This is a genomic window from Caulobacter sp. GW822-FHT07D08 (genome assembly GCF_058798735.1).
This window is the reverse complement of the sequence record NZ_JBXAKU010000001.1, coordinates 654105-676019: the sequence shown is the minus strand read 5'-3', so window position 1 is coordinate 676019 and position 21915 is coordinate 654105. Positions and strand designations below refer to the sequence as shown.

Sequence of the window (21915 nt, the reverse complement as noted above, 5' to 3'; positions counted from 1 at the left end):
CGTTCCGCCGCGTGCTTGCGGCGGAACGACGGGTCCCGCGCATGAAGCGCAATGAGGCGGAAAGGCTACCGAACCCCGGCGTTTTCGCGCACCCCGGCGATGGAGTCGGCGGGCATCGGGCGCCCCAGCAGGTAACCCTGGAACTCGCCGCAGCCCAGCTTCACCAGGGCGTCCAACTGGCCTTGGGTCTCGACGCCCTCGGCCGTGGTCTTCAGACCCAGCGACTTGGCCAGACTGATGATGGCGCTGGCCACAGCCATGCTCTCGCTGTTGCCCGGCAGGCTGGAAACGAACGAGCGGTCGATCTTCAGCTTGTCGATCGGATGGCGGCGCAGATAGGCGAGGCTGGCGTAGCCGGTGCCGAAGTCGTCCAGGGCCAGACGGAAACCCAGGCGCTTGAGGCGACGCAAGGCCTCGTGGACGCCGTCGCTGTCCTTCAGCAGGGCCGTCTCGGTGATCTCCAGCATGAAGACGTCGGCGCGGGCCCCGGTCTCGGCCAGGGTGGCGACCATCTCGTCGACGAAGCTGGGGCTGGACAGCTGGATGGCCGAGACATTGACCGACACCTCCAAGCCCGACCAACGCAGGCTGTCGTAGCAGGCGCGGCGGAACACGGCCGCTCCAACCAAGCCGATCAGGCCGCTGGACTCGGCCAGCGGGATGAAGATGGCCGGCGAGATTTCGCCGCGTTCGGGATGGGTCCAGCGGGCCAGGGCCTCGACGCCAATCATCGCGCCGCGCGCGTCGGTCAGCGGCTGGTAGGCGACGGCTAGGGATTCGCTTTCCAGGGCCGAACGCAGGTCGCGCTCCAGCCCCTTTCGTAGGCGCAGGGCCGCATCCATCTCGGGCTCGAAGAACGCGAAGCGGCCACGGCCGGCTTCCTTGGCGCGGTAGAGCGCGACGTCGGCCTGGCGCAGCAGCTCGGCCTGCCCCTGGTCGGCGTCGGAGACGACCGATACGCCGACCGAGCACGATAGCTCGGCGCGACCGATCGAGAGATCCACCTCGCCCGACAGGCCGTCGACCACGCGCTGGGCCAGGGTGGCCGCGCCGGACGGGGTCGTGTCGGGCTGGATGATCGCGAACTCGTCGCCGCCCAGACGGCAGATAGTGTCGGTCTCACGGCAGATATGCATCAGGCGGCGGGCGACCTCGCGGATCAGTTGGTCGCCGGCCTCGTGACCGTAGCTGTCATTGACCTCCTTGAACCGGTCGAGGTCGATGCACAACACGCCAAGATGCCCCGGTTTGCGGCGCAACAGCGCGTGGGCGTGGACCAGGCGATCGGTGAACAGGGTGCGGTTCGCCAGGCCCGTCAGCGGGTCGTGCAGCGCCAAGTGCTTGGCCTCGGCCTCGCTCAGCAGAAGCTTCTTGGCCGCTCGGCGAGTGACCCGGAACAGCAGGAACGAGCCGGCCGCCGCGGCCAGCACCGCCAAGGCCAGCATCGGGGTGGCCGACTTCAACAGTTCCTCGCCCGGCTTGCGCGGGGTCCAGCTCAGGACGACGCGGCGACCGTCTGCGGCCTGGCCCAGCACGGCCTGGGCGGCGTCGATGCGGACCGCGTCCGGCTTGACCACCTCGATATGGGCGTCGTGCAGCAGGAAGCGGTCGGAGAAGGTCTTGATAACGCTGTTGGCCACCGGGATGCCCGTCACCAGCAGCGGCGCGCGGGGCCCGCGGGTCTTGGCCTTCAGGTCCGGGCGGATCAGCGAGACGGTGATCAGCACGGGCTCGTCGCCGATCAACTCGACGCGGCTCCCGTGCACGGCGCGCAGCGCGGCGACCTTCTTGGGATCGGTCTCGATCTTGCGGATTTCGGCGACCAGACGTTCGGTCGAGGTCGCGTATCGGGAATAGGCTTGCGGCGCGACGTCCCTGCCGTTGATGTGGCCGTAGATCGGCTTGCCGTCGGCGTCGAGAACGAAGGCGACCTTGTAGCCCAGGGCTCCCCCCAGCGAAGCGCCGATGTTCTGGCTGGCCCACGCCTGGTCGTAGTGGTTGTCCAGCTTGATGATCGCCTCATCCCAGATGACGTAGGGATTGAGGGCGGTCTGGATCTCCTTGCCGCGCTGGCGCAGGCCGTTGCCAACCAGGGTCTGCTCGTACTGACGCTCGCGCGCGTCGGCGTGGCGTGTGGCGACGGTCAAGGCGACACTGGCGAGCAGAATCATGCTCGCCGCCATGCCCGCGATCAGGCCAAAGATCTTGAGCTCGATGTTCCGACGATCCATCCCATTCCCCTGAGATGGCGCATCCTTCATGGGAACCGTTGCCGAATTCCTTACCGTGATGACCCGGCGGACAAATTATCGCACAGCGTTACGCGATTTGGGTTTCACGGTTTCCGCCACCCGACACGTCCGCGCCGGAACGGCCCGATCGGTGTCCACATCGCCGGCAGGCCGGGCCCCGCGCGTCGTCAAGCCGCCGCGCCCCGCGCCCGGGCGGCGGGATCGTAGTTGAGGATCGGCGATAGCCAGCGCTCGGCCGTGGCCACGTCCCAACCCTTGCGGCGGGCATAGTCCTCGACCTGGTCGGCGTCGATCTTGCCGACCCCGAAATAGTGCGCCTTCGGATGGCTGAAATAGAGGCCCGAGACCGCCGCGCCCGGGGTCATGGCATAGCTCTCGGTCAGCTTCAGGCCAGTGGCCGCCTCGGCGTCGAGCAGCTTGAACAGCGTGCCCTTCTCGGTGTGATCGGGCTGGGCCGGATAGCCAGGCGCGGGGCGGATGCCCTGATACGTCTCGGCGATCATCACGGCGGCGTCGGCCGCCTCGTCCGGGGCGTAACCCCAGAGTTCGACGCGGGCCTTATAGTGCAGCCACTCGGCGAAGGCTTCGGCCAGGCGGTCGGCCAGGGCCGAGGCCATGATGGCGCTATAGTCGTCGCCGGCGTCCTTGAACGTCTTGACGATCTCGTCCTCGCCGTGGCCGGCGGTGACAGCGAAACCGCCGACATAGTCCGCGCCCTGCCCGATCGGCGCGACGAAGTCCGACAGAGCCGCGTTCTGCTTGCCTTCGCCCTTGTCCATCTGCTGGCGCAGGGTGTGGAAGCGCGAATATTCGGCCGTGCGGGTCTCATCCGTATAGAGAACGATGTCGTCGCCCTGGGCCTGGGCCGGCCAGAAGCCGATCACGCCCTTGGCCCCGAACCACTTCTCGGCCACCACCTTGTCCAGCATGGCGCGGGCGTCGCGGTAGAGGTCGGTGGCGGCTTGGCCAACCACGTCATCCTCCAGGATCTGCGGGAAGCGGCCGATCAGCTCCCAGCTGGCGAAGAACGGCGACCAGTCGATGAAGGGGACCAGTTCTTCCAGCGAGGGCTCGAACACCCGGGTCCCGATGAAGGCCGGCTTGGGCGGCGTGTAGCCTTCCCAGTCGATGGCGAAATTCCTGCGACGCGCCTCGGCGATGCTGGTGCGCGCCTTGGCCGTCTGGCCCCGGGCGTATTGCTCGCGGATACGGACATATTCGGCCCGTGTCTCGGCCTGCAGGCGGTCGCGCTCGCTGGCCGACAGCAGGCCCGAGACCACGCCCACCGCCCGGCTGGCGTCCAGCACATAGGTGGTCGAGCCCTTGTGATAAGCCGGCTCGATCTTGACCGCCGTATGGGTGCGGCTGGTGGTGGCCCCGCCGATCAGCAGCGGGATGGTGAAGCCCTGGCGCTCCATCTCGGCGGCCACGAACACCATCTCGTCCAGCGACGGCGTGATCAGGCCCGACAGGCCGATCATGTCGACCTTGTGCTTGCGGGCCTCGTCGAGGATGCGGTCGGCCGGGACCATGACGCCCAGGTCGATAACCTCGTAGTTGTTACACTGCAAAACCACGCCGACGATGTTCTTGCCGATGTCGTGGACATCGCCCTTGACCGTGGCCATCAGGATGCGGCCGGCCTGCTCGCGCGGCTTGCCGGCCTTCTCGGCCTCCATGAACGGCTCCAGCCAGGCTACGGCCTGTTTCATGACGCGGGCCGACTTGACCACCTGCGGCAGGAACATCTTGCCCGAGCCGAACAGGTCGCCGACCACGTTCATGCCATCCATCAGGTGGCCTTCGATCACGTGCAGCGGCCGCTCGACCGACAGGCGCGCCTCTTCGGTGTCCTGGTTGATGAACTCGGTGATGCCGTGGACCAGGGCGTGGGTGATGCGCTCGTTCACCGTGCCCTTGCGCCATTCCAGGTTGGCGGTCTGAACCTGGCCCTTTTCGCCCTTGTAGCGCGGGGCCATGTCGACCAGGCGCTCGGTATTGGAGACGTTGGTCCGCTGCGGGCGGTTGAGGATCACGTCCTCGACGGCCTCGCGCAGTTCGGGGTCCAGGGCGTCATAGACCGGCAGGTCGCCGGCATTGACGATGCCCATGTCCATGCCGGCGTTGATGGCGTGGTACAGGAACACCGAGTGGATGGCGCGGCGCACCGGCTCGTTGCCGCGGAAGCTGAACGAGACGTTCGACACCCCGCCCGAGATGCGGGCGTAGGGGCAGCGCTTCTTGATCTCGCGCGTGCCCTCGATGAAGTCGACGGCGTAGTTGTCGTGCTCCTCGATCCCCGTCGCCACGGCGAAGATGTTGGGGTCGAAGATGATGTCTTCCGGCGGGAAGCCCACCTTGTCGACCAGGATCTTGTAGGCCTTCTCGCAGATCTCGATCTTGCGGGCGGCGGTGTCGGCCTGGCCGACCTCGTCGAAGGCCATGACCACCACGGCCGCGCCGTAGCGCAGGCACAGCTTGGCCTGCTCGATGAACTTGGCCTCGCCCTCCTTCATCGAGATCGAGTTGACGATGGCCTTACCCTGGACGCACTTCAACCCGGCCTCGATCACCTCCCACTTGGAGCTGTCGATCATCACGGGCACCCGGGCGATGTCGGGCTCGGCCGCCATCAGGTTCAGGAAGGTGACCATGGCCACCTTGGAGTCGAGCAGACCCTCATCCATGTTGACGTCGATGACTTGGGCGCCAGCCTCGACCTGCTGGCGCGCGACCGACAGCGCCTCAGGGTAGTTCCCCTCGACGATCAGCTTCTTGAATTTGGCCGAGCCGGTGACGTTGGTGCGCTCACCGATGTTGACGAAGACGGGTCTCATGATGGGCGGTCCGGACATATCGGTCCCCTCCCCTTGATGGGGAGGGGTAGGGGTGGGGTGACGCGGCGGTCGGCCAAGACCGCTGAGCCCTATTCTGAAGCGCTTTCACCCCCATCCCTACCCTTCCCCCATCGAGGGGGAAGGAGGACGGCGGAAACGCCGATGATTTCTAAGCCAGCTCGAACGGCTCGAGCCCCGCCAGGCGCATGGCCTTGGGGCGCTCGGGGATGGCGCGCGGGGTCACGCCGCGCACCTCGTCGGCCACGTGGCGGATGTGGTCCGGCGTGGTGCCGCAGCAGCCGCCCAGGATATTGACCAGACCGTCCTTGGCCCATTCGTGCAGGGCGTGGCCGGTCTGGTGCGGCTCCTCGTCGTACTGACCCATGGCGTTGGGCAGGCCGGCGTTGGGATAGGCCGCGACCAGGGTGTCGGCGATGCGGGCCATTTCGGCGATGTGCGGGCGCATCAAATCAGCGCCCAGGGCGCAGTTGAAGCCCACCGCGAACGGCTTGGCGTGCTTGACGCTGTTCCAGAACGCCTCGGCCGTCTGGCCCGACAGGGTGCGGCCCGAGCGGTCGGTGATGGTGCCGCTGATCCAGATCGGCAGCTCTTCATGGCCCTCGTCGCGCAAGTCGAGGATGGCCTTGATCGCGGCCTTGCAGTTCAGGGTGTCGGTGATGGTCTCGATCAGGAAAAGGTCGACGCCGCCTTTGTAGAGCGCGTCCACCTGCTGGCGGTACGCCGCATAGACCTGGTCGAAGGTCACCTTGCGCGCGCCCGGATCGTTCACGTCCGAGGACATCGACAGCATGACGTTCAGCGGCCCGATCGAGCCGGCGATGAACTTCGGGCTGGCCGGGTTCTGCGCGTTCCAGCGGTCGGCGACCGAGCGGCCGATCTTCGCGCCCTCGAAATTGATGTCCCAGACGTCCTTCTCGGCCAGGTGATAGTCGGCCTGGGCGATGGTGGTGCCCGAAAAGGTGTTGGTCTCGGAGATGTCGGCGCCGGCGGCGAAATAGGCGTCGTGAAGCTCCGCCACGAGATCCGGCCGGGTCAGGCACAGGATGTCGTTGTTGCCCTTCATCTGGCCGTCGTAGTTGGCGAAGCGCTCGGCCCGGTAGTCGGCCTCGGTCAGGCCCTTTTTCTGGAACATCACGCCCCAGGAGCCGTCGAGGATCAGGATTTTCTGCTTGGCGGCGGCCTTGAGGGCCGCGACGCGGTTCGCACGGATGGAGAGGTCGGTCATCGCTTGGCTCCGGGAGCGGCCGCCTGCTGGCGCGCCAGTTCCTGGTTGAACTGGCCTTCATAGGCGTCGACGAAGCGGGAGAGCTCGGTCGGGTCGACGAAGGCGTTGGGGTCGCCGCGCAAGAGCTTCTGACGTTTCGCCAGCAGGTCGCCCTGTTCTTCGTGGCTCGGCAGCATGACGTCGGTCGGCAGGCTCCGCATCGTCGCGAAGCTGGCGCGATAGTCGGCCACGATGTTGCGGTGGGTCTTGTTGCCGACCAGGTGGTTGCCAGCCACCGACAGTGAGCACGGGAACGTCACGTTCAGCGGGCGGCCCTTCTCGGTCACCTGCGTCGTCCAGGTGGTGCAGCCGATCGTATGGCCCGGCGTCAGGTGGGCGACCAGCGTGGTCTCGCCCAGCTTCAGCTTCGTCGCGTCGCCGAAGCCCTTGTCGACCTTCACGGCCGGAAAGGGCGTCAGGCCATTGTCGTTGTCGCCAAAGTGCTGCCCCTTCTCCAGGGCCGGTTCGTCAGCGCGCGAGGCCCAGACCTTGGCCGTCGGGATATCGGCCTTCAGCTGGGCCAAGCCGCCGGCGTGGTCGAAGTGGGCGTGGCTGTTGATCAGGATCTTCACGTCGGCCAGCTGGAAGCCCAGGGTGGCGATGTTGCGCTCGATCAGCTTGGCGCCCTCGGCCGAGGGGCCGCCGTCCAGCAGCACATGGCCTTGCGACGAGGTGATCAGCCAGGCCGACAATCCCTCGGAGCCAACATAGTAGATGTTGCCGACCACGCGGTACGGGCGGATCGGCTTACTCCAGTTGGCGGGCATATCGGCGCGCGCCGCCGGCGCCGCGACGGCGGCCAGGGCGAAGGCCAGGGCGATCAGGGCGCGTTTCATGCGGCGGCCTCCGCCGGGGCCGGCGCGGTCTCGCGAACGCCCAGCACGCGGCAGATCGCATAGACCAGATCGGCCCGGTTCAGGGTGTAGAAGTGGAAGTCCTCGAACCCCTGTTCCTGTAGCTTGGCGCACATCTCGGCGGCGACCGAGCAGGCGATCAGGCGACGGGTTTCGGCGTCGTTCTCCAGGCCATCGAACAGGTTGCCCAGCCACGACGGGATCGCCGTCTGGCAGGCGGCGGCCATCTTCTTGAGACCCGCGAAATTGGTCACCGGCATGATCCCCGGCACGATCGGGATGGTGATCCCGGCGGCGCGAACCTTATCGACATAGCGCAGGAAGGCGTCCAGATCGAAGAAGAACTGGCTGATGCCCAGCGTCGCGCCGGCGTCGACCTTCTGTTTCAGGACGTCGATGTCGTGTTCCAGCGACGGGCTTTCCGGGTGCTTCTCGGGATAGACGCCGACCATCACCTCGAACGGCGCGATGCCGCGCAGGGCCTTGGTCAGCTCGGTGGCGTTGGCGTAGCCATCGGCGCGCGGCGCATAGACGCCGCCGATGCCGCCTTCGCCCGGAGGCGGGTCGCCACGCAGCGAGACGATGTGGCGCACGCCCGTCTCCCAATACTCGCGGATCACCTCGTCGACTTCCTCGCGGCTGGCGCCGACGCAGGTCAGGTGGGCGGCGGGCTTCAGGTTCGTTTCGTCCAGGATGCGCTTGACGGTGCGGTGCGTGCGCTCGCGGGTCGAGCCGCCCGCGCCGTAGGTCACCGAAACGAAGGCCGGATCCAGAGGGGCCAGGCGGGTGATCGCCTGCCACAGGCTCTCCTCCATCGCCGGGGTCTTGGGCGGGAAGAACTCGAACGAGACGCGCGGACGATAGGTGCGCTCGCCGGCGCGGGCGACGGGACCGATCACGCGGCGGGTGGGCGGAAGGGTCATGCGGCGTTCCTCTCGGCCACGGCGGCGACGGGGCGGCGGGCCGTCCAGATCTTGACGGTCAGCCCCTCGGCCGTGGCCGGCGGCAGGGCGATATTGCTTTCCAGATGCAGGCCCGCGGCCTGCAGCCACGTGACGATCTCGACGTCGTCGAAGCCCAGGCGGCGATGCTGATGCACCTCGCGCAGGAATTCGTGGTCGTGCGGGGCGAAGTCGGCGATCAGCAGCAGACCGCCGGGCGTCACCAGCCGCGCGGCCTCGGCCACCGCGTGGGCGGGATCCGACAGGTAGTGCAGCACCTGATGCACGGTGACCAGATCAGCGCAGCCGCCCGGCAGGCCCGTGCGGAAGATGTCGCCATGACGCAGTTCGCAGCGGGTCAGCCCCGCCTTGGTCACCTCGTCGCGGGCGATGTTCAGCATCTGCTGCGACAGGTCCAGCCCCAGGGCGTTGCTGACCCGCTTGCCCAGCAGGGTCAACATACGACCCGCGCCGGCGCCCAGATCGACCATCTCGTCGAACGGCCCCTCCCCCGCGGCGCGCAGGATCGCCGCCTCGACCTCGGCCTCGTCGACATAGAGCGAGCGGATCTCGTTCCAGCGCGCGGCGTTGCGCGCGAAATAGGCCTGGGCGTCGGTCGAGCGCTCGGCGCGCACCGTCGACAGCTTGTCGGCGTCCAGGCGCACGATCGGATCGGCGTCGTCGATCAGGTCCAGGGCCTGCTCCACGAGGAAACGGCCCGGCGACTTAGCGGCCAGGCGGTAGAATACCCAGGCCCCGTCCGGAAAGCGCTCGACGAGGCCCGCCTCGGCCAGCAGCTTCAGGTGACGCGAGACGCGGGGCTGGCTCTGATCCAGGATCCGGCACAGCTCCAGCACCGACAGCTCTTCGGCCGCCAGCAGGGCCAGCAGGCGCAGACGCGTCGACTCGCCGGCGGCGCGCAGCACTTCGACAACCTGTTCGGCGGGGAGCTTCATGAGGACATAAAGATATCTTTATGTCCGATTTGGCAAGGGGAATTTATGCCTCGGCGTCGGCCGCGGGCGGCTCCCAGAGCTCGATTTTAACCCCGGCCGGGTCGATCAGCCAGGCGAAACGACCCATGCCGCCCTCGTCCTGCCGGCCGGTCGGCTCCACGCCCTCGGCGGCGGCCTTGGCCAGCATGCCGTCGATATCATCGACCACGAAATTGATCATGAACGGCGCGGTCGACGGTGCGAAATACTGAGTGTCGGCCCCGAACAGCGCCCAGTTGGTCGTCGCGGCGCGCGGCGACTTGAACACCGCGCCGCCCCACGAATGGATCTCGAAGCCTAGCACCCGCGCGTACCAGTCACGCGCGGCTTGGGGATCCTCGGCCTTGTAGAACACCCCGCCCAGACCCAGCACCTTGGCCATCGCTCAGCTCCCCAACTCAAGCACCCAGGGCGTCCGCCCAATCCTCCGACCACCTTAGCAGGGGCCACAACGCCGTGATCAAGTCGGACCCGCGCCGGCTGAGGCGATAGCCGCCGTCGGCCGCGACAATATCCGCCGTCCGCAGTTCCGAGAGCCGCGTATTCAACGTCCCCGGCGGCAGCTCGGCCGCCGCCTGCAGGGCGCGGAAGGTCAGGACGCGACCCTCGCGCAGTTCCCAAACGATCCGCAGCGCCCCGCGCCGGCCCAGCAGGTCCAGCGCCGCCATGATCGGCTTGCCGCTGTCCGAGCCTCGAACGGCGCGCCCCGGCAAGGGGGCCATTTGGGGCGCTTCATTTTTTGTAGCGTCGCTGGAATTTCCCATGTTACAAATTTTGTAGCACGGAGAACCGCCCATGTCGCCGAGGATCGAACCCGCCCAAGCGCCCTATCCGCCCAGCGTCGCGAGTACGCTGGAGCGGTTGAAGACCCCTGGCGAGCAGCCGCTGTCGTTGTTCCGCACCCTGGCCCGCGACGAGCGTCTGTTCGCCCGCTTTACCGGCGGCGGACTGCTGGACCCAGGTCATCTGACCCTGCGCGAGCGCGAGATCGTCATCCACCGGGTCTGCGCCCTGAACGGCGCGGCCTACGAGTGGGGCGTCCACGCGGCGCTCTTCGACAGCGCGGCCGGTCTCGACGCCCAGCAACTGGCCGCCACCGCAGCGCCGGGGATCTCCGCCTGCTGGGGTCCGAGCGAGGCGCTGCTGATCGGCTTCTGCGACGCGGTCAACGCCCGCGCCGACATCGACGACGCCCTGTGGACGCGCCTGGCCGACGCGTTCTCGGAGGAGGCCCGGATCGAGCTGATGATGCTGGCCGGCTTCTATCGGACGGTCAGTCTGCTGGTGAACGGTCTGCGGCTGGAGCCCGAGCCCTTCGCCGCGCCGTTTCCGTCTTAGGCCGCGACCGGGGTCGCCAGCGGCTCGCCGTGGAAGTAGCGGCGCAGGTTCTCCAGGGTCAGGCTGACCATGGCCGGGATGCTGTCCAGGGTCGCGCCGGCTGAGTGCGGGGTCAGCACGGTGTGCGGCACGCCCACCCAGCGAGCGGGCGGTGTCGGCTCTTGCGCGTAGACATCAAGGGCGGCCATGCCGAGCGCGCCGCTCTTCAGCGCCTCGATCAAGGCGTCCTCGTCGATCAGGGCGCCGCGCGCGACATTGACGATCAGACCCTGCGGCCCGACCGCCTCGATGACCGCCCTGTTGATCAGGTGATGGTTGGAGGCGTCCGAGCGCGAGCAGACCACCAGCACGTCGCTGTCGCGAGCCAGGGCCAGCAGGCTGTCGGCGCGGGGATAGTCGGCCTCCTTGGGACGCGGCCCCCACCAGGCGACCTTCATCTCGAAGGCCCGCAGGCGGCGGGCGACAGCCTCGCCGATATGGCCCAGGCCGACGATGCCGACCTTGCGGCCGCGCAGGCCGTGGCGCGGAGCCATGCGCTCGGCATGGGTCCAATGGCCCGAGCGCAGGCGCTGGTCACCCTCGACGATGCCGCGCCAGGCGGCCAGGACGAGGCCCACCGCGTGATCGGCGACGTCGGCGGCGTTCAGGCCGGTGGAATGGGTGACGGCGATCCCGTGCGCCTTGCACCAGGGCACGTCGACGCCGTCATAGCCGACGCTAACGCAGGCGATCAGGCCCAGTTGCGGCATCTCCGAGAGCATGTCGCGGCTCAGCGCGAATTCACCAGCGTGAACGATGGCCCGCACACGACGTCCCGGCCCTTCGAAGAACGCCATCCTGTCGGGATAGTCCCACAGGCGGCAAATCTCGTAGGCGCTCTCAAGCAGCGGCTGCAACGGCAGCAGCATCTCGTGCGAGAGCAGGATGTAGGGCTTGTCGACGGGCGCCTTCGCAAGAGTGGAATCCGGCATCCAATGTCCTCCATCTGCGCGGGTCGTTGAGCCCGCGGCGGATCTTTGTCTCGCCCCCGGCGCATCGGTGGAAACGCCTTTTCGAGAAGCTAGGCAGAGCCCCGCGCGGGCGCCAGTGTCGGGAACATCACGCTGTGGTGACGAGGCCGCTCGCACGCCCGCGCGGGAAGGAGCGCGCCCGGCAAGAACCCAAGCCAGAGGCGGCGGTTCCGCCGGACGCCGGATTTGCACGGCCAAGCTGTGAACAACCGCCGCCGCGAGGGGTTTTGCTGACGGCGCCACTAGGCGCCTCAGATCCGGAGAATTCCAGATGTTGACCAAGATGCTCACCGCGACTGCGGCCCTGTCGATGCTCGCGTGCGGCGGCTCGGCGCTGGCCGCCCAGGCCAAGGCGTCGGCCCAGCTCGGCCCCAAGCAGCCGATCCCCTATTCGCAGCTCGACGCCTACGCCAAGGCCTCACCCAAGGCCCAGGCCAGCAAGGACTGGTGGACCGGCTCGACCAGCGCCTCGACCGGCATGTCGACCGACACCTCCGCCACCGCCCCAGCCATGTCGAGCGCGCCTGATACGGCCGTGAACCCGGCGCCGTCCGCCGCGCCGCCCAGCTTGCCGATGACCCCGCCGACCAACGCGCCGATGACCGAGGACAAGATGACCCAGCCCGGCGCCGCGACCGCGCCGCCGATGTCCACGCCGGTCGACCCGAAGTAGAGCCCTAGACCGGGACGGCGCGCGCCGTCCCGGCGGCTCAACCGCCGAAGATGAAGTCGGCCTTATAGTAGCCGTTGGCCGGATCGAGGATGTTGACCGCGAACGGCGCCGAACCGTCGGCCAGGTCCGCGAGCCAGGCGTCGTTGGACTTGGCCATGACGCCGACGTCCTCGGTCGCGGCGGCGGCCAGCAGGAACCCCACCATGGCGGCCTTGGTCCCAATGCCGTTTGGACCATCGCCGCCGTAGTAGGCCAGATAGTCGACGCGGGTGTCGATCAGACTGTGAACCTTGGCGTCGGTCGGCATCCCGCCGAAGATCGCCGCATAGGCCTTCTTGGTGGCGTCGAAGAGCGACAGATCCCCGTAGGCCGCCGTGAAGCTCTTCTTGCCATCCCCATCCTTGCCCAGGTTCACCGCGAAGTTGATGTAGCGATTCACCGTGTCGAACTTGGCGTAATAGGCGCTGTTCAGGTTGTTGCTGTTGCCGCCCGTCGTCGAGATCAGATAGTCGACGCCGTAGTCGCTGGGGATCTTGCCGGTGAAGAACTGGTAGTTCAGCGTCGCCACCGACGTCGTTGCGGCCGCCATCTTGAAGACCTTGGCGATCATCTGGTCGGCGTTGATCGCGCCGCTGGTCCACTGGCCTAGCAGCGCCTGTTGCTCGGCCGTGAAGGCCGCGCCGGTGCGCAGGAGATAGAACAGCTCCGTCCGCAAGGCGCTTTCCGAAGCGGAGGGGCCAAACACGATGTGCTCGATCGAGGTCAACGTGTCCTTGCCTTCGAACCGGTAGGAATAGCTCGGTCGCAGGTCTTCCACCGTCGTGACGCCGCCGCTCGTCGTCACCTTGTAGTTCCACGAGAAGGCCTCGTAGCGCGCGGTGTCGTCACCGGCCCCGCCGTCGATCTTGTCGTCGCCTTTTCCGCCCCAGAGGACGTTGGCCAGGGCGTCGCCCGTCAGGGTGTCGGCGTAATCCGACCCTTCGACGCCCTCGATGCTGATGTACTGATCGCCGCCGGGCCCGACCCTGGTCGATAGGTCCACCGTCACGGCGACGTAGGAGCCGGCATAGGAGACGACGTCCATGCCGGCTCCGCCATCCACGATGTCCTTGCCGGCGTCGGAGGGGCTGCCATCCACGGCGTCGACGCCGTCGGCGGCGTAGAGGATGTCGTCGCCGTCGCCGCCGAGCAGGACGTCCTGGCCGCCGCCGCCCGTAAGGAGGTCATTGCCGGCCCCGCCTTCCAGGCGGTTTGCCTCTCGCGTACCGCTGATCATATCATTGTGGACGCCGCCGATGACGTTCTCGATGCCGGATACGACGTCGGCGAAACCCGTCGGGTTGTGGCGTCCGTAGCTCTGATCCAGCCGCACCTCGATTCCGATGGTCGCGTTGGTATAGTCGACCGTGTCGGAGCCTGATCCGCCATTCAGGTGATCGTAGCCCAGGCTGCCGATGAAGACGTCGTTACCCGCACCGCCCCAGAGGGTGTCGTCGCCCGCGCCGCCGTCGAGGATGTCAGCGCCGCCGTAGGCGTAGAACGTGTCGGCGCCGTCGCCGCCGATGAAGCGGTCGTCCTTGTCCGACGCTCCCAGCGGGACGACGGTCTGCAGGTTGATCGTGGTGAGGACACTGTCGTCGAGGACAACCAGATACTTGCCGTCGGGCGTCACCGTCAGCCGGTCGCCATAGGCCTTACCGTATGAGCCGGAAGAGTCCGCGATCTCGAAGCCGATCGGCAGCACGCGCTCGATCGACCAGTCCGCGGTCGACATCTGCAGCACGCGGCCTTCGCGCACGGACAGCATGTAGGCGTGCTTGCCGTCTGGGCTGAACGCCCAGCCATTCGGATTCCAGGCCTCGGGCTGGACGCGGTAGAGATCGACCGCGGTCTTCAGCCCGTCCTTGTAGAGATAGGAGCCCCTCAGCAGCATATCGCCGTCGGGAGAGACCGCGTAGCCAGCGCCGTATCCGTTGTCGTTAGGTGTATTGTCCTTGACCAGCTTGAGGCCGTCGCGCGCCGAATAGGTATAGACCTTGTAGCCGCTCTGGGTGACCACCACGGCGCCGTCGGCCGTGGACACGAACGTGCTGCCCGTGAGTGAGTTGAGCGGGTCCCTTGCACCACGCGTGAAGGTTCCCGTCGTCGGGTTCAGCACCGTCACGGGGACCCAGTCGCTATACGCGGTTCCCGACAGCAGGATCGTGCCGTCCGACAGGTAGGCGGCGTCGCCGAAGACGCTTTCGCCGCCATACACCTCGGTCGAATAATCCCGGACCACGCCGGTGGTCGTGTCCAGAACGTGGACGGTGACGGTGGTGTGGTAGGCCTGACCCGTGCCGCCGCCTCCGGGCGGGGCGAACTGCTCGGTGGCGACCAGATAGCGGCCGTCCGGCGACACATCCATGCCGCCCAGATTGGTCCCCACCTTCCAGCGGTTGACCAGGTCGCCGGTCGCGATGTCGAAGGCCGTGACCCAGCCCTCGGCGGTGCCGACCAGGACCGTCTTGTTGTCGCCGCCGAGGACAGCGTCGGTCAGTTTGCCGGTTACGATCGTCTGGACGGCCCCGGCGGGCTGTTGCGTGCTCAAGGTGGCCTCTATGCTGCGCGAAAATGGGAGGACGGAGACTAGGGCGGCCTACCCGCCGAAGATGAAGTCGGCCTTGTAGTAGCCTTTGGCCGGATCGAGGATGTCGACCGCGAACGGCGCGGAGCCATCCGAAACATCCGTCAGCCAAGCGTCGTTCGACCTGGCCATGACGCCGAGGTTCTCGGTCGCGGCCGCCGCGAGCAGGAAGCCGACCATGGCCGCCTTGGTCCCGATCCCCGCCGCGCCGTCGCCGCCATAAGCCGCCAGGTAGTCGACGCGGCTGTCGATCAGGGCGTGGATCTTGGCGTCCGTCGGCGTCCCGCCGAAGATCGTCCTATAGGCCTCGCGCGTAGCGTCGAAGAGCGTGAGTCCCCCATACTTCACCTCGAACGCCGCCCGCCCCTCGCCGTTCTTGCCCAGATTGACCGCGAAGTTGATGTAGCGGTTCACCGTGTCGAACTGAGCGTAGTAGGCGCTGTTCAGCGTGTTGGGATTGGAGCTGTAGTCGGAGACCAGGTAGTTGATCCCCCCTTCCGTCGGGATCCTGCCGGTAAAGAACTGATAGCTCAGCGTCGCCACCGAGGTGGTTGCGTCCGCCCGGGCCATGATCCTGCCCATCAGTTGGTCGCCGCTCAGCAGTCCCGAAACCCAGCCTTGATAAAGCTGCGTGACCAAGGCCGGCTGCGAGCCCAGGCGCAGCAGCCAGTACACCTGGTTGGTGATCTGCTGGGTGGTCTGCGGCGTGTCGAAGGTGATCGCCTCGATCGAGGTCAGGATGTCGCGTCCCTGGGGCGAGCCCGCGCGCAGGTCGGTGATCGTCGTCGCGCCGTCAGCGTTCTTCACCACTTCGAAGTCGCTGGCGCGCCCGATCACGCGGACGGTGTCAAAACCGTCGCCGCCGTCGATCCGGTCGTCACCTTCGCCGCCCGAGATCAGGTCGTCACCAGCCCCGCCGAAGATCTGGTCGTCGCCGGCCCCGCCGAACATGATATTGGCCCGCGTGTCGCCAGTGAGCGTGTCGGCGAACTTCGATCCGGTCACGCCCTCGATGCCGACTAGAGTGTCGAGACCGCCGCCGCGCGTGTTCTGCAGGCCCGTCTTCGTCAGATCGACCGTCACGCCCACGATCGCGGTGTCGTAGGACACGATGTCGACGCCCGCGCCGCCATCCAGGGTGTCGTCGCCGACGTCGCCCGACAGGATGTCGTCGCCCAGCCCCCCCTTCAGAGTGTCGCTGCTGTCGCCGCCGCGCAGGAGATCGTCGCCGGCGCCGCCGTCGATCGCATTGGCCTTCGCGTCGCCGGTGAGGACATCCGAGAAGGCCGAGCCGATCAGGTTCTCGATGCCGACCAGCGTGTCACCGCCCGCGCCGCCAGTCTCCTGGTAGTAGCCATAGGAGAGGTCGACCCGCACGCCGGCGCTCGCTGACGCATAGTCGACGACATCGATCCCGTCTCCGCCGTCCATGACGTCGTTGCCGAGACCGCCGACCAGCCTGTCGTCGCCGGCTCCGCCGTAGAGCTTGTCGTCGCCCGCCCCGCCGCTGAGCATGTCGGCTTCGCCATAGCCATGGAGCGTGTCCGCTCCCGCATCGCCTGTCAGTGTGTTGGCGGCATCGTTGCCGCCGTAGGCGACGGCCGTCCGCAGATCGATCGAGGACAGGATCCCGTCGCCCATGACCAGCAGATGATGGCCGTCCGGCGCCAGGCTCAACCGGTCGCCGGTCCCAATTTGATAAGGGCTGTAGTCCTTGGGTATGTCGAAACCGACCGGCAGAACACGCTCGATCGCCCAGGTGGATGTCGACAGCTCGAAGATCCCGCCCTGATAGAGGTCGAAGATATAGAGGTGCTTGCCGTCGGCGCTGAAGGCTTCGCCGGTGATGACTAGGTACTGGGGTTGTTTCGAACCTATATTATATTGGTAGCGCATCGAGTCAGTATAGATATTGCCGCCTATGGCGATTAGGTGAGCCGCCGTACTGATCGCCTGGATGCCTGATAGCGAGCCCGGATCGTCTCCCCCCTCGCGCCCCGTGATCCCGACGCCCGAAGTGTAGACGACGCGCGGCTGCCCCCCCGTCGCTACGATGACCTTCGTATGGGTCGGATCGGCTGTCAGTTTGGGAAAATTGTAGAGCTGTTCCGTTTCGCTCGTGAACACGCCCGTCGAGGGATTGAGCCGGATCAGAGGGATCCAGGTCAGGCCATAGCTCTGCGAGAGCAGCAGTTCGCCGTTCGCGAGGACGGCCACGTCATACAGGGTCCCCTCACCTCGCGCCGATAGCTTCGTGAAGTCCTTCACCGCGCCAGTGGCGGTGTCGACCTGGTGCACGGTGAGGTTCACGGGTCCGCTATCGTTGGGATCCCGGTCCTGCTCGACGACGTAGAGGTACCGACCATCCAGCGACACATCCATGCCGCCCAGCTTGACGCCGACCTTCCATTGAGCGGTTTTCTCGCCCGTGGCATAGGCGTAGGCGGTGATGTTCCCCGCGCTGTCGGAGACGTAGACGAAATTGCCGACGGGGTTGACCGCCATGTCGAGGAGAGCGCCCTTGGTCAGGACGTTCAGGGCTCCGGACGGCTGGGTGATGCTCAACTCAACCTCTAAATCTCTTGGGCGACAACTCAACCTATAGACTACACGCCCTGTCGTCGCGCAACCAAGCTTCGCCTTGGCGCAACAAAAAAGGGCGGCCGTTTCCGGCCGCCCTCCAACTCGATTTCGAGTCCGCCGCCTACCGCGCGAACTTCTGGAACTTGATGCGCTTGGGGATGAGGCTGTCGGCGCCCAGGCGACGCTTCTTGTCTTCCTCGTACATCTCGAAGTTGCCCTCGAACCACTCGACGTGGCTGTCGCCCTCGAAGGCCAGGATGTGGGTCGCCAGGCGGTCCAGGAACCAGCGATCGTGGCTGATGACCACGGCGCAGCCGGCGAACTCTTCCAACGCCTCTTCCAAGGCTTGCAAGGTTTCGATGTCCAGGTCGTTGGTCGGTTCATCGAGCAGCAGCAGGTTGCCGCCGGTGGCCAGGGTCTTGGCCAGGTGGACGCGGTTGCGCTCGCCGCCCGACAGCAGGCCGACCTTCTTCTGCTGGTCGCCGCCCTTGAAGTTGAACGAGCCGACATAGGCGCGGCTGTTGATCTCGCGCTTGCCGACGATCATCACGTCCGTGCCGCCGCTGATCTCCTGCCAGATGGTCTTGTTCGGGTCGAGCGCGTCGCGCGACTGGTCGACGTAAGAGAGCTTGACCGTCTCGCCGACCTTGACCGTGCCGCCGTCGGGCTGCTCGCGGCCGGTGATCAGCTTGAACAGGGTCGACTTGCCTGCGCCGTTCGGGCCGATCACGCCGACGATGCCGTTCGGCGGCAGGCGGAACGACAGATCCTTGAACAGCACCTTGTCGCCGTATTCCTTTTCCAGGCCCTCGACTTCCAGCACCAGATTGCCCAGGCGCGGGCCCGGCGGTATCTGGATGTGGGCGTGGGTCTGGGCGGCGCGGGCGTTCTCCTGCGCGGCGACCATTTCCTCGTAGCTGGCCAGACGGGCCTTCGACTTGGACTGACGGGCCTTGGGCGAGCTGCGGACCCATTCCAGTTCGCGGGTCAGGGCGCGCTGGCGGGATTCGGATTCCGACTGCTCCTGGACGACGCGCTTCTGCTTCTGCTCCAGCCAGCCGGAGTAGTTGCCCTCGTAGGGGATGCCCTTGCCGCGGTCGAGTTCCAGGGTCCACTTGGTGACCTGATCCAGGAAGTAGCGATCGTGGGTCACCAGGATGACGCAGCCCGGGAAGTTCTCCAGGTGATGCTGCAGCCAGGCCACCGACTCGGCGTCCAGGTGGTTGGTCGGTTCGTCGAGCAGCATGATGTCGGGCTTGCTGAGCAGCAGGCGCGCCAGGGCGATGCGGCGCTTTTCACCGCCCGACAGGCTTTCGATATTGGCGTCGTTCGGCGGGCAACGCAGGGCGTCGATGGCCATCTCGACCTTGGAGTCGATGTCCCACAGGTCGCGGGCGTCGATGATCTCCTGGAGCTTGGTCATCTCCTCCATCAGCTCATCGGTGTATTCCTCACCGAGCTGAGCCGCGAGGGCGTTGTACTTGTCGAAGATCTGCTTGTCTTCGCAGTCGGCGATGACGTTTCCCCAGACGTCCAGCGTCGGGTCCAGCACGGGCTCCTGCGGGAGGTAGCCGCGACGGATGCCCTCGGCGGCCTTGGCCTCGCCCGAGAACTCAGTGTCCAGACCGGCCATCACCTTCAGCAGGGTCGACTTACCCGAGCCGTTGACGCCGACCACGCCGATCTTGGCGTCGGAGTAGAACGACAGCCAGATGTTCTCGAAGACCTTCTTGCCGCCGGGATAGGCCTTGGTCAGGCCCTGCATCTGGAAAATATATTGCTGCGCCATGAGGCTCGCGTTCTCGCTGGACGAGGGTTTCGGGGATTGGGCGCTGAAATAGCGGTCCGGAGCGCTTCGCGCAATCGTGGCGGGGTCCGCGCGGCGGGATCGCGACGGCGCGGCCGTCATGGTTCGTTCGCCAGACTGTCGAACAGTCGACACAGCTCCGTCGCCTCGCCGTCGTCGACCACTGTTACCGCAAGCTCCCAACCGGCCCCTCCCCTTCTGTTCGGGCCGGATTGGGGATAATCATGAAGAAGCACACCTTGTTGCTGAGCGCCGCCGCCTGCGCGCTCGGCCTTTTCGCGAACCCGGCCTTCGCCGCCGATGACGTGAAGCCCGCCGACGCCGCCGCCGCTCCGGCCGCCGCGCCCGAAAACACCGAAGTCGATGCGATCATCGTCCTGGGCCGCGGCGAGAGCCGCCAGGTCCAGACCGTCAACGAGCAGCAGGTCGCCCTGCAGGCCGCCGGCTCCAGCCCGCTCAAGGCCATCGAGAAACTGCCCGGCGTGTCGTTCCAGTCGGCCGACGCCTTCGGCGCGTACGAGTGGTCGACCCGCATCTCGATTCGCGGCTTCGACCAGAATCGCCTGGGCTTCACCCTGGACGGCGTGCCGCTGGGCGACATGAGCTACGGCAACTACAACGGCCTGCACATCAGCCGCGCCATCGCCAGCGAGGACATCGGCAAGATCGAGCTGGCCCAGGGCGCCGGCGCCCTGTCGACCGCCTCGACCTCGAACCTGGGCGGCACGCTGCAGTTCTTCTCGCGCAGCCCGACCGACGACTTCGGCCTGCAGGCCAACGCCACGGTCGGCTCGGACAACATGCACCGCGTGTTCGGTCGCCTGGACACCGGCGCCATCGAGTCGATGAACGGCCTGAAGGGCTATTTCTCGGTCGCCGAGCAACAGGCCGACAAGTGGAAGGGCGGCTCCAAGCAGAAGCAGCTGCAGATCGACGGCAAGATCGAGCTGCCGCTGGGTGAGAACGGCTCGCTGACCGCGTGGTGGGACCACTCGAAACGCCGCGAGCAGGACTACCAGGACATGTCGTTCAACATGATCAAGCGCCTGGGCCGCGACTTCGACAACTTCCAGCCCGACTGGGCCAAGGCCGTCGGCGTCGCCGCCGTGCTGAACAACCCGGCCAACTACGCCGGCGCCACGCCGCTGCTGAACGGCGGCTACTGGACCGGCGCGGGCGTGAACCCCTACCGCGCCTATGGCGTCGACACGCCGGATGACGCCTACTACGCCGGCGCCGGCATCCGTGACGACGACCTGTTCGCCGCGACCTTCAAGCAGAAGATCGGCGACAATGTCCGCGTCGACCTGACCGGCTACGGCCACAAGAACAAGGGCCAGGGCCTGTGGTACACGCCCTACACGGTCAGCCCGGGCTACGGCACGGCCGGCTCGACGGCCGCCCCGCTGTCGATCCGCACCACCGAGTACGACATCGACCGCAAGGGCCTGATCGGCAACCTGGTCGTCGACCTGGCCAGCCACCAGATCAGCGCCGGCTTCTGGCACGAGGACAACGACTTCTCCCAGGCTCGCCGCTTCTACGCCGAGACCCTGGCCGCGCCGTCGCGTGACTCGCTGGACTTCCAGTCCAACCCGTTCAGCACCTCGTGGGAGTACAAGTTCAACACCAAGACCACGACCGGCTACCTGCAGGACGTCTGGTCGGTGACCGACGCGTTCAAGGTCAACTTCGGCTTCAAGGCCCTGAAGGTCGAGAACGAGGTCAAGTCGATCGTCGGCAAGATGAACGGCAAGATCGAGAGCAAGGACAGCTTCCTGCCCCAGGTCGGCGCTGTCTACAGCCTGGACAACGGCGTCGAGGTGTTCGGCGGCTATACCGAGAACATGGCCGCCTTCGTGTCGGCCGCGACCTCGGGTCCCTTCGCCTCGCAGAACCAGACGGTCGTCGACTACGTCGCCAAGAACCTGAAGCCGGAAACCTCGAAGACCTTCGAGGGCGGTCTGCGCGTCAAGACCAGCCGCTTCCAGGGCGTCGCGGCCCTCTACCACGTCAAGTTCGACAACCGCCTGGACAGCGCCTCGACGGCTCCGCCGATCCTGGGCCTGCCGGCCGTGCTGTCGAACGTCGGCTCGGTCACGACCAAGGGCGTCGAAGTCGCCGGCGAGTTCCGCATGACGGACGAGTGGTCGCTGTACGGCTCCTACAGCTACAACGACTCCAAGTATGACGACGACGTCCCGGGCGCCGGCGGCCTGGTGGCCATGAAGACCAAGGACAAGGACGTGATCTACACGCCCAAGAACCTGCTGAAGGCCGAACTGAAGTACGACAACGGCGGCCTCTATGCCCGCGCCGGCCTCTCGTATGTCGGCTCGCGCTGGTACACGTTCGAGAACGACGGCGGCAAGGTCGACAGCTACACGGTCGCGGACCTGACGGTCGGCTATCGCTTCAGCGACGACGCCGCCCCGATGCTGCGCGGCCTGGAAATCCAGGCCAACGTCACCAACTTGAGCGACGAGGACTACATCTCGACGGTCGGTTCGGGCGGCGCCTCCAAGGCCGACCGCGCCGGCACGGCCATGACCCTGCTGCCGGGCGCCCCGCGCCAGGGCTACCTGACGATCAAGAAGCGTTTCTAGAACCCAACCCTTGTCATCCCGGAAGCCTCGCGGAGGCTGTCCGGGACCCAGGGCCGGCGCACTGCGGTCGCCCCTGGGTCCCGACTCTCCGCTTCGCTGCGGCCGGGA

The 21915-nt window shown here is 66.8% G+C and carries 14 protein-coding genes and 2 pseudogenes; 4 read left to right on the top strand and 12 right to left on the bottom strand.

The annotated features are described in order from the left end of the window. Positions 1 to 65 precede the first annotated feature (65 nt). The 8 genes from AC1RJ9_RS02960 to AC1RJ9_RS02925 all read right to left on the bottom strand — a co-directional run bounded on the left by AC1RJ9_RS02960 (position 66) and on the right by AC1RJ9_RS02925 (position 9886). Positions 66 to 2231 carry a bifunctional diguanylate cyclase/phosphodiesterase gene (locus AC1RJ9_RS02960; RefSeq protein ID WP_492834860.1) on the bottom strand — a complete coding sequence of 722 codons (2166 nt, stop codon included), beginning with the start codon at positions 2229 to 2231 and terminating at the stop codon, positions 66 to 68. Positions 2232 to 2419: 188 nt separating this feature from the next. Beyond that, positions 2420 to 5107 carry a methionine synthase gene (metH, locus tag AC1RJ9_RS02955; RefSeq protein ID WP_492834862.1) on the bottom strand — a complete coding sequence of 896 codons (2688 nt, stop codon included), beginning with the start codon at positions 5105 to 5107 and terminating at the stop codon, positions 2420 to 2422. Positions 5108 to 5258: 151 nt separating this feature from the next. Then, positions 5259 to 6335 carry a homocysteine S-methyltransferase family protein gene (locus tag AC1RJ9_RS02950; protein ID WP_492834864.1) on the bottom strand — a complete coding sequence of 359 codons (1077 nt, stop codon included), beginning with the start codon at positions 6333 to 6335 and terminating at the stop codon, positions 5259 to 5261. Beyond that, positions 6332 to 7210, bottom strand: coding sequence for a CAU/MBL1b family subclass B3 metallo-beta-lactamase (gene blaCAU, locus AC1RJ9_RS02945; RefSeq protein ID WP_492834866.1), 879 nt, complete (start codon positions 7208 to 7210; stop codon positions 6332 to 6334). The genes AC1RJ9_RS02950 and blaCAU overlap by 4 nt, the downstream gene beginning before the upstream one ends. Beyond that, a complete protein-coding gene (metF, locus tag AC1RJ9_RS02940; protein WP_492834868.1) occupies positions 7207 to 8151 on the bottom strand; it encodes a methylenetetrahydrofolate reductase [NAD(P)H] in 945 nt (314 codons plus the stop codon). The genes blaCAU and metF overlap by 4 nt, the downstream gene beginning before the upstream one ends. Then, on the bottom strand, positions 8148 to 9125 hold the full coding sequence (locus AC1RJ9_RS02935; protein WP_492834870.1) for an ArsR/SmtB family transcription factor: 978 nt from the start codon (positions 9123 to 9125) through the stop codon (positions 8148 to 8150). Before AC1RJ9_RS02935 ends, metF begins: the two co-directional genes overlap by 4 nt. Positions 9126 to 9168: 43 nt before the next feature. Then, on the bottom strand, positions 9169 to 9546 hold the full coding sequence (locus tag AC1RJ9_RS02930; RefSeq protein WP_492834872.1) for a VOC family protein: 378 nt from the start codon (positions 9544 to 9546) through the stop codon (positions 9169 to 9171). Positions 9547 to 9562: 16 nt separating this feature from the next. Beyond that, positions 9563 to 9886: a winged helix-turn-helix transcriptional regulator gene (locus AC1RJ9_RS02925; RefSeq protein ID WP_492834874.1), complete on the bottom strand. Its 324-nt coding sequence runs from the start codon at positions 9884 to 9886 to the stop codon at positions 9563 to 9565. A 73-nt stretch (positions 9887 to 9959) separates the two neighbouring features. On the opposite strand from AC1RJ9_RS02925, the pseudogene AC1RJ9_RS02920 reads away from it, so the two are divergent. Together AC1RJ9_RS02920 and AC1RJ9_RS02915 are read left to right on the top strand one after the other, a co-directional pair. Beyond that, positions 9960 to 10244: pseudogene (locus tag AC1RJ9_RS02920) on the top strand (carboxymuconolactone decarboxylase family protein); the annotation flags it as partial. Further along, positions 10243 to 10502: pseudogene (locus AC1RJ9_RS02915) on the top strand (carboxymuconolactone decarboxylase family protein); the annotation flags it as partial. The pseudogenes AC1RJ9_RS02920 and AC1RJ9_RS02915, both read left to right, overlap by 2 nt. Here AC1RJ9_RS02915 and AC1RJ9_RS02910 read toward each other — a convergent pair. Beyond that, positions 10499 to 11473, bottom strand: a complete 975-nt coding sequence (locus AC1RJ9_RS02910; RefSeq protein WP_492834876.1) for a 2-hydroxyacid dehydrogenase — start codon at positions 11471 to 11473, stop codon at positions 10499 to 10501. The pseudogene AC1RJ9_RS02915 and the gene AC1RJ9_RS02910 overlap by 4 nt on opposite strands. Before the next feature lie 310 nt (positions 11474 to 11783). Between AC1RJ9_RS02910 and AC1RJ9_RS02905 the strand changes: the two genes are divergently transcribed. After that, complete coding sequence (locus tag AC1RJ9_RS02905; RefSeq protein ID WP_492834878.1) at positions 11784 to 12185, top strand: hypothetical protein; 402 nt, start codon at positions 11784 to 11786, stop codon at positions 12183 to 12185. Between the two features lie 37 nt (positions 12186 to 12222). Here AC1RJ9_RS02905 and AC1RJ9_RS02900 read toward each other — a convergent pair whose 3' ends face one another. The 3 genes from AC1RJ9_RS02900 to ettA all read right to left on the bottom strand — a co-directional run bounded on the left by AC1RJ9_RS02900 (position 12223) and on the right by ettA (position 19183). Beyond that, on the bottom strand, positions 12223 to 14775 hold the full coding sequence (locus AC1RJ9_RS02900) for a hypothetical protein (RefSeq protein ID WP_492834880.1): 2553 nt from the start codon (positions 14773 to 14775) through the stop codon (positions 12223 to 12225). A gap of 48 nt (positions 14776 to 14823) precedes the next feature. After that, positions 14824 to 17376, bottom strand: a complete 2553-nt coding sequence (locus tag AC1RJ9_RS02895) for a hypothetical protein (RefSeq protein ID WP_492834881.1) — start codon at positions 17374 to 17376, stop codon at positions 14824 to 14826. 139 nt (positions 17377 to 17515) lie between these two features. Next, positions 17516 to 19183: an energy-dependent translational throttle protein EttA gene (gene ettA / locus AC1RJ9_RS02890; protein ID WP_492834883.1), complete on the bottom strand. Its 1668-nt coding sequence runs from the start codon at positions 19181 to 19183 to the stop codon at positions 17516 to 17518. A gap of 242 nt (positions 19184 to 19425) precedes the next feature. Here ettA and AC1RJ9_RS02885 point away from each other — a divergent pair, with 242 nt between their 5' ends. After that, the gene (locus tag AC1RJ9_RS02885) at positions 19426 to 21807 is read left to right on the top strand and encodes a TonB-dependent receptor (protein ID WP_492834885.1); all 2382 of its coding nucleotides are present in this window, start codon (positions 19426 to 19428) and stop codon (positions 21805 to 21807) included. The last annotated feature ends 108 nt before the right edge of the window (positions 21808 to 21915 follow it).

What these genes read in the sequence shown, in the direction of transcription:
- AC1RJ9_RS02885 (WP_492834885.1), top strand. Translation starts at nt 19,426, where the DNA reads ATGAAGAAGCACACCTTGTTGCTGAGCGCCGCCGCCTGCGCGCTCGGC.
- ettA (WP_492834883.1), bottom strand. Translation starts at nt 19,183, where the DNA reads ATGGCGCAGCAATATATTTTCCAGATGCAGGGCCTGACCAAGGCCTAT.
- AC1RJ9_RS02910 (WP_492834876.1), bottom strand. Translation starts at nt 11,473, where the DNA reads ATGCCGGATTCCACTCTTGCGAAGGCGCCCGTCGACAAGCCCTACATC.
- AC1RJ9_RS02935 (WP_492834870.1), bottom strand. Translation starts at nt 9,125, where the DNA reads ATGAAGCTCCCCGCCGAACAGGTTGTCGAAGTGCTGCGCGCCGCCGGC.
- AC1RJ9_RS02925 (WP_492834874.1), bottom strand. Translation starts at nt 9,886, where the DNA reads ATGGCCCCCTTGCCGGGGCGCGCCGTTCGAGGCTCGGACAGCGGCAAG.
- AC1RJ9_RS02960 (WP_492834860.1), bottom strand. Translation starts at nt 2,231, where the DNA reads ATGGATCGTCGGAACATCGAGCTCAAGATCTTTGGCCTGATCGCGGGC.
- AC1RJ9_RS02930 (WP_492834872.1), bottom strand. Translation starts at nt 9,546, where the DNA reads ATGGCCAAGGTGCTGGGTCTGGGCGGGGTGTTCTACAAGGCCGAGGAT.
- AC1RJ9_RS02950 (WP_492834864.1), bottom strand. Translation starts at nt 6,335, where the DNA reads ATGACCGACCTCTCCATCCGTGCGAACCGCGTCGCGGCCCTCAAGGCC.
- blaCAU (WP_492834866.1), bottom strand. Translation starts at nt 7,210, where the DNA reads ATGAAACGCGCCCTGATCGCCCTGGCCTTCGCCCTGGCCGCCGTCGCG.
- metH (WP_492834862.1), bottom strand. Translation starts at nt 5,107, where the DNA reads ATGTCCGGACCGCCCATCATGAGACCCGTCTTCGTCAACATCGGTGAG.
- AC1RJ9_RS02905 (WP_492834878.1), top strand. Translation starts at nt 11,784, where the DNA reads ATGTTGACCAAGATGCTCACCGCGACTGCGGCCCTGTCGATGCTCGCG.
- metF (WP_492834868.1), bottom strand. Translation starts at nt 8,151, where the DNA reads ATGACCCTTCCGCCCACCCGCCGCGTGATCGGTCCCGTCGCCCGCGCC.